The following is a 13,552-nucleotide window of genomic DNA, read 5'->3' as shown; positions in this document are numbered from 1 at the left end:
TGCAAGCGCTTGTCGGCAGCAACCCGGGATATGCACCATAGCTCGCTATGGAGGGACTTGGAATCCGGGCGTTCACATCGTTGCTAATGATATGCGATAGCATAAAATCCAGGTTTACCCCTTTTTTCGTACAGGATCTGCGCCATGAACGCTCGCATTCCCGACGACGCTTTGCCGCCTACCTTAGACCCCGACGCCCTGCAGGCGTTTGTGGACCGCCAATGGGACGATGAAATCATCCCGGCCCTGACCGACTATATCGCCGTCCCCGCCAAGAGCCCGGCATTTGACGCGGATTGGGAAAAAAATGCTTACATTGAGCGCGTCGTGCGCGATGCGGCGCAGTGGGTCGAGTCGCGCAAGGTTGCCGGCCTGAAGCTGGAGGTCGTGCGCTTGCCCGGGCGTACGCCTGTGATCTTTTTCGATGCGCCCGCGACGCGTGCCGACAATGGGGATACCGTACTGTTGTATGGCCACCTGGACAAACAGCCTGAGTTTTCGGGCTGGCGTTCGGATTTAGGCCCGTGGACCCCTAAATACGAGGATGGCAAGCTGTACGGCCGTGGCGGCGCCGATGATGGTTATGCGATCTATGCGTCGGTCACGGCCATCATGGCGCTCGATGCGCAGGGCATTCCGCGCCCTCGCTGTGTGGGCATCGTAGAGACCTGTGAGGAATCGGGCAGCTACGACTTGCTGCCTTATGTCGATGCGCTGCGGGATCGCTTGGGGAATGTGGCGCTGGTGGTCTGTCTGGATTCCGGGGCTGGCAACTATGACCAGTTGTGGATGACCACGTCGCTGCGCGGGATGGTGGCCGGTACGCTCGAGGTCCAGGTGCTGGACGAAGGCGTGCACTCGGGCGATTCGAGCGGTGTCGTGCCGTCGAGTTTCCGTATCCTGCGTCATTTGCTGGATCGCCTGGAGGACAGCGCCACTGGCCGCTTGTTGCCGCAGAGTCTGCACTGCGAGATCCCGACCGCCCGCCGCGAGCAGGTCAAGGAAACTGCCCGTATCCTGGGCGACGAAGTCTGGCGCCGTTTCCCCTGGAGCTGTGGCGCCGACGGCAGTTTCGTATTGCCGATGACGACCGAGCCGGAAGAAGCCTTGCTGAACCGCACGTGGCGGCCGACGCTGTCTGTGACCGGTGCCGAGGGGCTGCCGCCGCTGATGAGCGCTGGGAACGTGCTGCGTCCGCGCACGTCGTTCAAACTGTCGCTCCGTTTGCCGCCCCTGGTGGATGCCGCTGCGGCGTCGGATGAGATCAAGCAGTTGCTCGAGGCGGATTCGCCCTATAACGCGAAAGTCATTTTCGATGCCCAGCATGGCGCTACGGGCTGGAATGCTCCCGAGTCCGAAGCCTGGCTCACCCAGGCACTGGATGCGGCGTCGCGCCAGTATTACGACGCACCGTGCGGCTATATTGGGCAGGGGGGCACGATTCCTCTGATGAGTCTGCTGCAAGAGGGTTTTCCCAGAGCCCAGTTCATGGTCTGCGGCGTGTTGGGGCCGCGTTCCAACGCACACGGTCCGAACGAGTTCCTGCATGTGCCATACGGTAAACGCCTGACGGCGTCGGTGGCGCAAATCATGGCAGCGTTGCCGGTTTGATGTCTGTCGGTTGAGCACATTCCTATGATTCATATCGACGGCGCTTATCAGCGCATCATTGACGAGACTCGTGTTTGGGTGGAACGGGCTGTGATTGGCCTGAACCTCTGTCCTTTTGCCAAAGCTGTGCAGGTGAAAAACCAGGTTCGCTATGCCGTCAGTGACGCTACCGATGCAGAGGGCGTGCTGACTGACCTGGAGAGCGAACTGCTGTTGTTGTCTGAGACGGATCCTGATCAAACCGACACGACGTTGTTGATCGTGCCGGATGCGTTGAACGATTTTTATGAGTTCAACGATTTTGAGGATTATTCCGATCGGCTGCTAAAGCGTATGCGGCTGGTGGGGGAACTGCAGGTGGCGACGTTTCATCCGGATTTTCAGTTTGCGGATACTGAGCCGGATGATGTTGAGAACTGTACTAATCGCTCGCCTTATCCTATTTTGCATATCTTGCGAGAGGATAGTATTGATCGCGCTGTGGAGGCGTTTGAGGATGCGGCGGAGATTTATGAGAAGAATATCGCTACGTTGAGGAGGCTGGGCTGGGAGGGATGGCGGAGGTTGATGGCGGCGGAGTAGGGTTCTATTGGTCGAGTCGGGTTCTATTGGTCGTCGAGCCGAGGCAATCGGCCCGGCCGGGCTTCACAAAGTCGGTCCGGCGCGCGGGCGCCGGACATCGTGTTCGCTCACCTCGTCCGGCCCGTTCGGGCCTACCTACGGTGTCCGCTCCACTCGACTTTGAGGCGCCCGGCCGGGCCGATTGCCTCGGCTCGACTAGCAGCAATTAGAGCTCTCTGCACCGCTGGCACGACTTTCTTGCTTGGCGTTTTTCTGCCGCCGCAATGGTAGAGAGAAAGATCTTGCGGTGCTGCTTTCGGCGGCCGCCCTGCGCGGCCACCTCAAGCGATCGGTCCGGGCATGCGACGGGGTGGCGTGGTGCTTGGTTGGAAGATCTGCTTGGCCGCGAGTGAGGCTTGCGGCGATGATGCGTAGGGCGCTTCTTTGACAGTGCATCGACGTCCATGAGTACTCAGAAATTCTCCAATAATCCAAGCATCATCAAACGTTCGTCAATGCGGCCGCTTCGCAAACCGGCTAGCCAACATCGCGCAAACCATCAGTTGAATCTGATGAAACAACATCAACGGCAACACGATGGCTCCTACGGCTTGCCCCGCAAAAATCACCTGTGCCATAGGAATCCCGCTAGCCAGGCTTTTCTTTGAGCCGCCGAACAACAGCGTGATGCGATCTTCGATGCTGAATTTGAAGACTTTGCCCATAATCACGCAGCCCAGCAGCGCCAAGGCCAGCAACACTGCGCAGGAAAATACCAGGCCCAGCAACGCAGGCACAGGCGTGTTATGCCAGAGCCCTTCGTTGACCGCTTCTGAAAAAGCCGTATACACCACCAGCAAAATCGACCCCTGGTCCACGAATTTCAGCAAGGCCTTGCGTTTGTATACCCATGCACCGATCCAGCGGCGCATGATCTGGCCCAGGATAAATGGCAGCAACAGCTGCAACATGATCTGGCCTACGGCATCAAACGAAATCGGTGCGTTTGCGCTGGCCACTACGACCGTGCCCGCCAACAGCGGCGTGAGGAAAATACCCAGCAGGCTGGATGCCGACGCACTGCAGACCGCGGCAGGGACGTTTCCCCGGGCCATGGACGTGAAGGCGATGGCCGACTGCACCGTCGCGGGCAAGCAGCACAGGAACAGAATGCCGGTATAGAGCTCGGGCGTGACCAGCGGCTGAAGCAGCGGTTTGAGCGCTACCCCCAGGATGGGGAACATGATGAACGTTGCCGAGAATACCGTCAGGTGCAAGCGCCAATGCATGACACCGGCAATAATGGCCTCGCGCGATAGACGGGCGCCATGCAGGAAAAACAGCAGTGCGATGCCTAGATTGGTGATCCAGTTAAAAGCCACCAAACCCTGCCCATGAGCAGGAAACAGACTGGCTATGATGACAGTGGTAACAAGAAAGAGCGTGAAGCGGTCGGGCAAAAATCGGGTGTAGCGGGACATTGGAAATAAGCTGCTAAACGATCGCCGACGTGGCGGTCAAAGGCGATTATTGTAGACCGCCACGTCTAGTGCGATATTCAGCTATTTGTAGGGTGGACGTCCGGCTGGCTATTCGATTTTGATTCCCGCCCGGTCAATAACGCCGGTCCATTTCTTGACCTCGCTATTGACCAATGTTTTGAATTCCGCTGGCGTGCTCGCGACAATTTCCACGCCTTGTTTGCCGAATCGCTCGACGACATCCTTTTCATGCAGCATCTTTACCATGTCGGCGTTGATTTTTTGCACGATGTCGGTGGGCGTGCCGGCAGGGGCTTGCATGCCGAACCAGACGTTGACTTCATATCCTGGAACACCTGCTTCGACGACCGTGGGAATGTTGGGCAACAAGGCCGGGCGCTTGGCGCCGGTCGCAGCCAGCGCGGTCAATTTGCCCGCTGTGATGTTGGGATAAACGTTCGGCAGGTTATCGAACAACACGTCAATGTCCCCGGCTAGTAGTGCTGTCACCGCTGGCGCACTGCCTTTATAGGGAATGTGCGACATCTTGGTGCCGGTCAATTCGAGAAAGAGCTCCATAGAAAGATGGTTCGATGAACCGGAACCGGTGGATCCATAATTGAGCTTGCCGGGATTGGCCTTGGCGTATGCGATGAGCGATTTGACGTCTTTGAACGGGGAGTCGGCGCGTACCGTCAGGATGTTTTGTGTGCTGCCCGCCCAGATGATGGGTTCGAAATCCTTGAGTGCGTCGTACTTCATCTTGTCTCGATACAGTCCGGGCAACGCAGAAAACGGCAAGGGCGTGATCAGCAGCGTATAGCCATCCGGCTTGGATTCCGCGACGAAGGTATTGCCGATCAGCGTGTTGCCGCCGGGTTTATTCTCGACAATGACAGACTGCTTCCATGCCTTGGTCAGATACTCGCTCGCGGTCCGGGCAAGCGTGTCGTTGAATCCGCCGGGAGGATAGGGGACGACAATGCGTACGGGTTGGTTGGGATACGGGGATGCGGCTTGAGCTGTCGGCGCGACGGCGGTGGCGATGACCAGACTCAGGCTGCCCAGCACTACACTCAGTTTTCCAATCGTCATGATGTGTTATCCGACCGCCTTTGACGCTGGCATAGCGGTGTGACGAAGGCAGGACAGGATGGAGGTGCAGCGTCAGATCCAGCCTGTATTTGCCTTCGCATCCAACTGCTATGCAGCGCATCGGCGATCTGTCTCCGTTGATGTTGTTGTGGATCGATCGACTTGGTGCTGCGGTGGACGGGCGAGGGGGCCCGTCCGGTGTTGTTGATTTAGAACTTCACGACGTAGCCGGGGCCGTCAACCATGGGGAATTTGTCGAACAGGGATTCGTCGACTTCTACGCCCAGGCCTGGGCCCGTGGGCGGCTCGACGCAGCCATCTTTGCCGATGGTGAACGTCGGCCCGAACATGTCCCGGAACGGATTGAAGTGAGAGACACAGGCCTCGAAATATCCCGCGTTTTCCGTTGCCGCGAGAAAATGCAGGGTCGCGGCGTGGTTCAATCCGGTTGCTGAACTATGTGCGTTGATGGGGATACGGAAGGCCGATGCCATCGCAGCAATCCGCACCGACTCGGTAATGCCGCCGGTCTTGGACAGATCCGGTTGCCATACTTGTACGGCGCCTGCCTCCAGCATCTGGGCGAACTCGAATCGCATGAAATGGTTCTCTCCTGCGGCCAGAGGAACCAGCGGCGTGATCTTGGCGGCTTCGCGATAGGACGCAAAATCGTTGCAGGCAAAGGGTTCTTCCAGCCAGCCTGCTTGAATGTCCGCCAAAGCCGGCAGCATGCGGCGCGCCTGGGCGATGGTGTAGGCGGTGTTCGCGTCGGTCAGGATATCGATCTCGTCGCCCACCATTTTCCTGACGTGCACGCAGCGGGCAATGTCGTCTTTTACCGTATCGCCGATGCGCAGTTTGACCGCACGATAGCCCTGCTCGATGTATGACAGTGCTTCTTCAGCAAGCGTTTCCGGGGCTTGATAACCCAATGCAATTCCGCCGGCATACGCGGGCAAGCGTTTGCTCGAGCCGCCGAGCAGTTCGTACAGAGGCATGTTGGCGGCCTTGCCGCGAATGTCCCACAAGGCCATGTCGATGCCGGACAGCGCCAGGGCGGCGCCTGCACCCAGGCCGTGGCTAGAGAACTGCATGCGGTGTATGCGCTGCCATGCGCCCACGACGTCGGTGGCAGGCATGCCGACCAGCAAGGGCGACAAGGTGTTGTGGATGTGGCTGACGATCGCGCTGGGGCTGCGTCCCGGATGCGATTCGCCGTATCCGGTGATGCCTTCGGACGTTTCGACACGCACGATGATGGCGTCGCGTTTCAAGGTGCTGCCTACGCCCATCGTCACCGTCTTGCCTTCAGGCAAGCGGTAGGAAATGGGGATCGCAGTAATGCGGGTAATTTTCATATTGTCTCCTCGTTGATGTCGTTTTGATTGTTGACGGCATGATTGGGGTATCCCTGGCTAGAGGCTCTATGAAGCCTGCAGCCAGGGGCACGTTAATCAAACCTGTCGGGTACTGCAGTAGGACGTTGCGACTATTTCGCCGTGCCTGTCGGCGATGTAGCCAAATAGCTGACCAGCGTAGGGACGGGCGATTGGCTCAGGCCCGTCTCCGCTGCCTGCTCATACAAGCGTTTGACGCCGTTGGCCAGGGCATTGTGCGAGTCTTGTTCTTCAGCCATGGTGCAGTAGTAGCCCATGTCCTTCAGCGCGTTGGAAATAGAGAACACGAAACCCGATGAGTCTTCCGACTCGATGTAGGGGCGCAGTCGATTGAGCACCACGCCGCCGCCACCGCCTGCGGCCAGGATGTCGCAGAACACTTTTGGATCGGTGCCCGCCTGACGGGCGCATGCGGCGGCCTCGGCCAAGACTGCGGAAAAGCCCAGCGACACGTAGTTGTGCAGCAATTTCATCTGATGGCCGCTGCCCACGCCGCCCGCGTAGGCGATGTTTTCGGCGTAGCTCTGCAGCACGGGCAGGCATTTTTCAAAGACGTTCTTGTCGCCGCCGACGATCAGGTTCAGCCGGCCCTCTGCTGCTTCCTTGGGCGTGCGCGTCATCGGGGCATCCAGGAAATCGCAGCCCGCCTCTTGGACGGCTTGAGCGATTTTGCGTGTGGAAGACGGGATCGCAGTCGAGCAGTCGATCACCGTGCTGCCGGGACGCAGGCCTTGCAACGCGCCGTCCGCGTCAAACAGTACGGCCTCGACCTGGGGCGAGCCCGTGACGCATATGATCAGAATGTCTGCCGCGGCGGCCAACGCCGACGCCTTCGGCAGCGTTTTTGCGCCGGCCGCGAGCAGTTTGTCCAGCGGCTGGTTGCCCGCATGTTCGAGGATGGTCAGGGGGAAACCGTTGCGCAGCAGGCTGGCCGCGATGCCCGATCCCATCAGACCGGCGCCAATCAGTCCGATTTGCGGTTTATTGGATGTCATTCATTGCTCCGAGAAACCCCGACATGACTGCCGGGGAGGAACGAGGCGCAGCCATCAGGCTGCGGGCCTCGTCGGGTGTGGGTGGTATGAGGGTTCTATGTGCAGGGCGAGTCGCGCTTTGCCCTGGTGTCGGGGCAGCGCTCAGGCCTTGCCCAGGCCGCCCGCGCAGATATATTTGATCTCGACATAATCATCGACGCCGTATTTGGAGCCTTCGCGGCCGACGCCGGATTCCTTGATGCCGCCAAACGGGGCTAGCTCGGTCGAGATGATGCCTTCGTTCAAACCTACGATGCCGGTTTCGAGCGCCTCGGACACGCGCCAGGCGCGGCTATAGTCCGATGTATAGAAATAAGAAGCCAGGCCGAACGGCGTGTCGTTGGCCAGGTCGATGACTTCTTGTTCCGTACTGAATCGAATGAGCGGCGCGACCGGGCCAAAGGTTTCTTCCTGCATGAGCTTGGCGTCGCGCGAGACGTTGACCAGGATGGATGGCTCATAAAACAGGCCGCCCAATGCATGGGCGCGGCCGCCGGTCAATGCGGTGGCGCCGCCTGCGAGCGCGTCATCGACGTGCTCCTGTACCTTGTCGATAGCGGCCTGGTCGATCAGCGGACCCAGGTCTATGCTGTCTTGTAGACCGTCGCCGACCTTCAGTGCCAGCACGGCTTGTTTCAGGCGCTCGGCAAAGGCATCATAAATCCCGTCCTGTACGAAAATCCGATTGGCGCAGACGCAGGTCTGACCGGCATTGCGGAATTTCGAAGCCATGGCGCCAGCCACGGCCAAGTCCAGGTCCGCGTCATCGAACACGATGAAAGGCGCATTGCCGCCAAGCTCCATTGAGACTTTTTTCATGGTGCCGGCGCATTGTTCCATCAGCAATTTGCCGACACTGGTCGAGCCGGTAAAGGATAGTTTGCGCACCAGTGGGTTGCTGGTGAGTTCACCACCGACCGTGCCCGAGCTGCCCGTCACGACGTTCAGCACGCCTGCGGGAATGCCTGCTTCTTCTGCCAATTCGGCCAGAGCCAGGGCGGAATAGGGCGTGGCCGTCGCTGGCTTGATGACGATGGTGCAGCCCGCAGCCAGCGCCGCGCCGGCTTTGCGCGTGATCATTGCATTGGGGAAATTCCACGGCGTAATGGCGGCGACGACGCCGACAGGCTGCTTGATCACGACGATACGGCGATCGGACGAGGCGGCGGGAATGATGTCGCCATAGACGCGTTTGGCTTCTTCTGCGAACCATTCCAGGAACGACGAACCGTAGGCAATCTCGCCGCGCGATTCTTTCAACGGTTTGCCCTGTTCCAAAGTCAGCAGTGTGGCCAGGTCTTCCTGGTTCGCCATGCACAAGTCGAACCAGCGGCGGATCAACTGTGAGCGTTGCTTGGCAGCCATGGATCGCCATGCGGGCAGCGCCTTGTTTGCCGCCTCGACCGCTTGGCGTACGTCCTGCTGCGTCAGCGATGGGACGGTGCCGAGGACGGAGCCGTCGGCGGGGTTGGTGACGTCAATGGTCTTGCCGCCGGAGGCGTCGATCCATTTTCCTCCGACGTAGCATTGTTGGCGAAATAGAGAGGGTCGTTGCAAATTCATTGGATAACCTCATGAAAAAAGGGCATCTCAGCGCGTGCCGAGCAAATTGTCGGGAGTCGTGCCTTGGTACAGGGCGTCCAGGCCGTTGATCAGCAGCCATCCCATGGCGTCACGGGTTTCGTGTGTGGCGCTGCCGATGTGCGGGGTCAGAAACACGTTGTCCAATTCACGGTAGCGTGGGTCGATATTCGGTTCGTTGGCGTAGACATCCAGGCCCGCAGCAAATAGCTTGCCTGAGGACAGGGCCTGGATCAGGGCGTCGTCGTCAACCAGCTCGCCGCGTGAAATGTTGATCACTACGGCGTTTTCGGGCAGTTGGGCGATGCGTTCTGCGTTGATGATGCCTTTCAGTTCAGGCGAACCCGGTGCGGCAATGACCAGTACGTCGGCATTGCGCAGGCCGTCGTCAAAGTCCGCGTGATAGATCGCGCCCTGGGCCAGATCGTCGGCTAGCGCGCGGCGATTGTGGTAATGGATTTCCATCCCAAAGGCACGCGCCCGGGTGGCGATCTCCCTGCCGATGCGGCCCATGCCGAAGATCAGCACCCGTCTGCCTTTCAAGCCCAGGCCCAATAGTTGGGTGGGGCTCCATCCGGGCCAGCTGTCGGTACGGACCATGCGGTCTGCCTCGTATCCACGGCGGCAGGCATTGAGCATCAGCATCATGGCAATCTCTGCGCAAGCGTCGCTCAGCACGTCGGGCGTATGCAGGACGCCGATTCCCAGCGCTTGAGCCGTCGCCATATCGATGTGGTTGTATCCCACGGACAGCGTGGCGACATAGCGCAGCGTAGGGGCCAGCTGGCGCAGCACATCCGCGTTGATTTGCTCGGTCGCGCTGGCAAACAGGATTTCGGATCCCTGCGCGGATTGCGCGATCTGTTCCGGCCGCAAAATGCTGTCGTCCGTATTGACCTGAAGCTGATAGCGTTCGCCCAAAGCGGCTTCGATCGCTTTCGGAAAACGGCGGCATAGATATGCCTTGGGTTTGGTCGCAGTGACTGCCATTTCCTGCAATGCCTCCTTCGTCTATTTTTTGGTACTATCAATTTGTACGACGAATTTGTCAAGAGGGAATCCGTTAACCCAGCCATGCCCGAAAAAAAAACAACCCCTGAAAGGACGCTATCCGATCAACTGACGGATATGCTGGCGCAGGAAATCCGGCGTGGCGCGTATCCCGTCAACGCCCGGCTGCCTACGGAAAAATTCATGATGGAGCAGTATGGCGTGAGCCGTACCGTGATCCGGGAGGCGATTTCGCGCTTGAAGTCCGCGGGCTTGGTGGATACGCGTCAGGGCAGCGGCACGGTGGTGCTGGATCCGGCGTCCAGCGATGTGTTCCGGTTGGGCACGCCGGACGAGGATCCCGCGCGCGGGGTGTTGCGCATCATCGAGCTGCGTCGTGGGCTGGAGGCGGAAATGGCCGCATTAGCGGCCGAGCGGCGCAGCGACCAAGATATGGTGCGTATCAATCAGGCGCTGGCGGAGATAGATCACGCTGTCGCCAAAAATGGCGATGGGGTGGAAGAGGACCTGGCGTTTCATATCGCGATTGCGCAGGCGACCGGTAATCCGCATTATCCCGAACTGCTGGGGATGCTGACGCGCGCGTTGAAGGATGCTATTCGCGTGACGCGTGGCAACGAAGCGCGCCAGGAGCAGTTGGCCAATCAGGTGCGTAACGAACACGAGGCAATACGGGCCGCCATCGAGAGGCGAGATGTCGAGGCCGCCAGGGCCGCGGCTTTTCACCACATGCTCAGCACCGCGACTCGCATACAGAATGTCGACGCGGAATATTGGCAGGGATCGAATCGCGCGGCGGCTGGCAGATTGGCGCGTACTCGATTGGCGTCGGAGCTGAGGAAAAGCAAGTCGGCATCCTGATGGCCGGCCGTGGGGAGGGCGATAGCCAGTCAAGCCAGTCAACCGGCTACTGGCCAGCGGCCGTGTCGAAGGCCCAGCAGTTACGGCGTCATGGCCAGCGCCAGATCAAACGCTGCAACCAGCGACGAATGATCCGCGATACCTTTACCGGCAATATCAAAAGCGGTGCCGTGATCCACGCTGGTGCGTACGAAGGGCAGTCCAACAGTCACATTGACCCCATGATCAACGCCCAGGTACTTCACCGGGATCAAGCCCTGGTCGTGATATTGCGCCACGACGATATCGAATTCACCGCGACGCGCCCGCATGAAAATGGTGTCACCGGGCCAGGGGCCGGAAACCTCTAATCCCTCGGCGCGTGCGTGACGGATCGCCGGCGCGATCACATCCAGGTCTTCGCGGCCGAATTTCCCGTCTTCGCCGGCGTGAGGATTCAGTCCGGCCACCGCGATGCGGGGGCGCGCAATGCTCATTTGCCGGCAAGCCAGATCGGCCAGGCGAATGGCGCGAAGCTCGGCTTGGGGCGTGATGGCCTTGGGTACGTCCGCCAACGCCATGTGGATGGTCACCAGCAGCACCCGTAACTCATCATTGGCCAGCATCATGGCGAAATCGGTAGTGTTTGACCGCTCTGCCAGGATTTCGGTGTGGCCCGGCTGATCGATGCCGGCCAGATGCATGGAATGCTTGCTCAATGGCGCGGTGACGATGGCGCGGATCTGGCCTGCCTGTGCATCGTCGATGGCTGCGCACAGATAGTCGTAGGCAGCCTGCCCGGCGGCTGCGCTGGTTTTTCCAATAGGCAGGTCCGGCGGCAGGGGAGCGCTACAGGGAATGACTTCGATACGGCCCGGCGTCCCGCTGGCCAAGCTGGCGTTTGCAATGTCCATAACTTCCATCCTGGCGCCGAGCAGGCCGGCTGCATGGCGCAACGCTCCTGCATCGCCGTAGACGACCACAGGTGCGCGTAAACCTTGTGCGCAGGCTTTCACAATGATTTCCGGACCGATGCCGGCGGCATCGCCCATGGTAATGCCGACAGGAAGCAATTCAGACATGATAGGTGGACGGTAATTTGAAGGTGATAGCTAGCAGGCATCGCAGTGCTTTGCGTGCATAGTACGCCTCTTGGCGGCCGGTGTGATCAGCATGAAATGGAACAGCCCCCTCTGACGTAGAAGGGGCTGCTCACGATGCGCACCAGACGCAGTAGTCGTTACAGCACGTCGCCGGCGTAATCCGCCAGACGCGAACGCTCGCCACGTTGCAGCGTGACGTGCCCCGCGTGTGGCCAACCCTTGAACCGGTCCACCACAAACGTCAGGCCCGAGCTGCCTTCGGTCAGATATGGCGTATCGATCTGCGCCACGTTGCCGAGGCAGACGACCTTGGTGCCCGGGCCCGCCCGGGTAACCAATGTCTTCATCTGTTTGGGCGTCAGGTTCTGGGCTTCGTCGATGATCAGATATTTGTTCAGGAACGTACGGCCGCGCATGAAGTTCAGCGATTTGACCTTGATCCGCGAACGGATCAGATCCATCGTTGCAGCGCGACCCCAGTCGGCGCCGCCCTCGCTGTCGTTCATGTTGAGCACGTCGAGGTTGTCTTCCAATGCGCCCATCCAGGGCAGCATTTTTTCTTCCTCGGTGCCCGGCAAAAAGCCGATGTCTTCGCCGACCGGAACCGTCACGCGGGTCATAATGATTTCGGTATAGCGCTTGGTTTCCAGGACTTGTGTGATCCCGGCTGCCAGCGCCAACAGCGTTTTGCCCGTACCGGCCTGACCCAGCAGCGACACAAAGTCACAGTCGGGATTCATGAGCAGGTTCATGGCGAAGTTCTGCTCGCGATTGCGTGCGGTAATGCCCCAGACGTTGTTTTTGCCGTGGGTATAGTCGCGCAGGGTGGCCAGAACGGCGGTCTTGCCGCTGACCTCACGTACTTGCGCGTACAGCGGCATCTGGCCTTCGAAATACACGAACTGGTTGACCATGAACTGCGAACACAGCGGGCCATGGATACGGTAAAACGTGGTGCCGCCTTGTTGCCAGGACTCGACGTCCTTGCCATGGCGATTCCAGAAATCTTCGGGCAATTGCATCACGCCCGAATACATCAGATCCGAGTCTTCGAGAACGTGATCGTTGTAGTAGTCCTCGGCGGCCATGCCCAGGGCACGGGCCTTCAGGCGCATGTTGATGTCCTTGGACACCAGCACCACCTCGCGCTGCGGGAATTTTTCTTGCAGCGCGCGCACGACGCCCAGGATCTGGTTGTCTGCCTTGCCCATCGGCAGATCCGAGGGCAGGGTGCTGTGGATCGCCGTGGTCTGGAACATCAACCGGCCGGTGGCGTCCTTGTTGCCTAGGGCGCTGAGCTCCAGTCCTTCGTCCAGTTGCTCGGCATCGTTGACCAGCGCATCCAGCGAACGGCTGACTTGGCGCGCATTGCGGGCGACCTCGGACATGCCTTTCTTTTGATGATCGAGCTCTTCGAGCGTCATCATGGGCAGGAAGATGTCGTGTTCCTCGAAGCGGAACAGCGAGCTCGGGTCATGCAGCAGGACGTTGGTGTCCAGCACGAACAGCTTGCGTACGGCGGATTGGGCGCGCGCCTTGGGTTTGCGGGCCGGGGCGGCGGGCTTGGCAGCGCGCGGTGCGCGCGTCTTGGCTGCTACGGGGGCTGGGGCAATACTGGGCACCGTCGCCGGTGCGTGGGCCTGCGATTTGAGGCCGTCTAGTTCGGGTTGTACAGGGAGGGTGTTGACCGCCTCGGCGCGTGCCGAGGGTGCCGTTCCCGCAGCTTTGCTGGGGCGGGCTTTGGGTCGGGCGGTCTCGCCCGAGGGGAATGTCAGGATAGCTGCGGGTCGGGAGGGCAACTTGGGTAGCGGCATATAGGGGGTTCTCCTGGTTGGCCG

11 protein-coding genes are annotated in these 13,552 nt (G+C 59.8%); 3 read left to right on the top strand and 8 right to left on the bottom strand.

Annotated features, from left to right (window positions below; genetic code table 11):
* Positions 1 to 144 precede the first annotated feature (144 nt).
* Positions 145 to 1,611 (top strand): M20 family metallopeptidase, encoded by a 1,467-nt coding sequence (locus tag CAL20_RS14530; RefSeq protein WP_094838187.1) that lies wholly within the window; start codon positions 145 to 147, stop codon positions 1,609 to 1,611.
* A 24-nt stretch (positions 1,612 to 1,635) separates the two neighbouring features.
* The gene (locus CAL20_RS14525; RefSeq protein ID WP_094821828.1) at positions 1,636 to 2,193 is read left to right on the top strand and encodes a DUF1415 domain-containing protein; all 558 of its coding nucleotides are present in this window, start codon (positions 1,636 to 1,638) and stop codon (positions 2,191 to 2,193) included.
* A 491-nt stretch (positions 2,194 to 2,684) separates the two neighbouring features.
* Here the strand turns inward: CAL20_RS14525 and CAL20_RS14520 are convergent, their stop codons facing one another.
* The 6 genes from CAL20_RS14520 to CAL20_RS14495 all read right to left on the bottom strand — a co-directional run bounded on the left by CAL20_RS14520 (position 2,685) and on the right by CAL20_RS14495 (position 9,750).
* Complete coding sequence (locus tag CAL20_RS14520; RefSeq protein WP_094821827.1) at positions 2,685 to 3,653, bottom strand: bile acid:sodium symporter family protein; 969 nt, start codon at positions 3,651 to 3,653, stop codon at positions 2,685 to 2,687.
* A gap of 108 nt (positions 3,654 to 3,761) precedes the next feature.
* The gene (locus CAL20_RS14515) at positions 3,762 to 4,748 is read right to left on the bottom strand and encodes a Bug family tripartite tricarboxylate transporter substrate binding protein (protein ID WP_094838186.1); all 987 of its coding nucleotides are present in this window, start codon (positions 4,746 to 4,748) and stop codon (positions 3,762 to 3,764) included.
* Between the two features lie 209 nt (positions 4,749 to 4,957).
* A complete protein-coding gene (locus CAL20_RS14510; RefSeq protein WP_094838185.1) occupies positions 4,958 to 6,106 on the bottom strand; it encodes a mandelate racemase/muconate lactonizing enzyme family protein in 1,149 nt (382 codons plus the stop codon).
* A 131-nt stretch (positions 6,107 to 6,237) separates the two neighbouring features.
* A complete protein-coding gene (locus tag CAL20_RS14505) occupies positions 6,238 to 7,140 on the bottom strand; it encodes an NAD(P)-dependent oxidoreductase (RefSeq protein WP_094838184.1) in 903 nt (300 codons plus the stop codon).
* Between the two features lie 141 nt (positions 7,141 to 7,281).
* A complete protein-coding gene (locus CAL20_RS14500) occupies positions 7,282 to 8,742 on the bottom strand; it encodes an NAD-dependent succinate-semialdehyde dehydrogenase (protein ID WP_094821823.1) in 1,461 nt (486 codons plus the stop codon).
* 27 nt (positions 8,743 to 8,769) lie between these two features.
* On the bottom strand, positions 8,770 to 9,750 hold the full coding sequence (locus CAL20_RS14495) for a 2-hydroxyacid dehydrogenase (RefSeq protein ID WP_094821822.1): 981 nt from the start codon (positions 9,748 to 9,750) through the stop codon (positions 8,770 to 8,772).
* 84 nt (positions 9,751 to 9,834) lie between these two features.
* Here CAL20_RS14495 and CAL20_RS14490 point away from each other — a divergent pair, with 84 nt between their 5' ends.
* The gene (locus tag CAL20_RS14490; RefSeq protein ID WP_094838183.1) at positions 9,835 to 10,632 is read left to right on the top strand and encodes a FadR/GntR family transcriptional regulator; all 798 of its coding nucleotides are present in this window, start codon (positions 9,835 to 9,837) and stop codon (positions 10,630 to 10,632) included.
* 80 nt (positions 10,633 to 10,712) lie between these two features.
* On the opposite strand, the gene pdxA is transcribed toward CAL20_RS14490, so the two are convergent.
* Both pdxA and CAL20_RS14480 read right to left on the bottom strand, forming a co-directional pair.
* Positions 10,713 to 11,693, bottom strand: coding sequence for a 4-hydroxythreonine-4-phosphate dehydrogenase PdxA (pdxA, locus tag CAL20_RS14485; protein ID WP_094838182.1), 981 nt, complete (start codon positions 11,691 to 11,693; stop codon positions 10,713 to 10,715).
* A gap of 158 nt (positions 11,694 to 11,851) precedes the next feature.
* The gene (locus tag CAL20_RS14480; RefSeq protein WP_094838181.1) at positions 11,852 to 13,528 is read right to left on the bottom strand and encodes a PhoH family protein; all 1,677 of its coding nucleotides are present in this window, start codon (positions 13,526 to 13,528) and stop codon (positions 11,852 to 11,854) included.
* Positions 13,529 to 13,552 lie beyond the last annotated feature (24 nt).

The sequence above is a fragment of the Bordetella genomosp. 4 genome, assembly GCF_002261185.1.
In the GTDB taxonomy this organism is placed as follows: Bacteria; Pseudomonadota; Gammaproteobacteria; order Burkholderiales; family Burkholderiaceae_B; genus Bordetella_A.
This window is presented reverse-complemented; position numbering and strand designations above follow the sequence as displayed.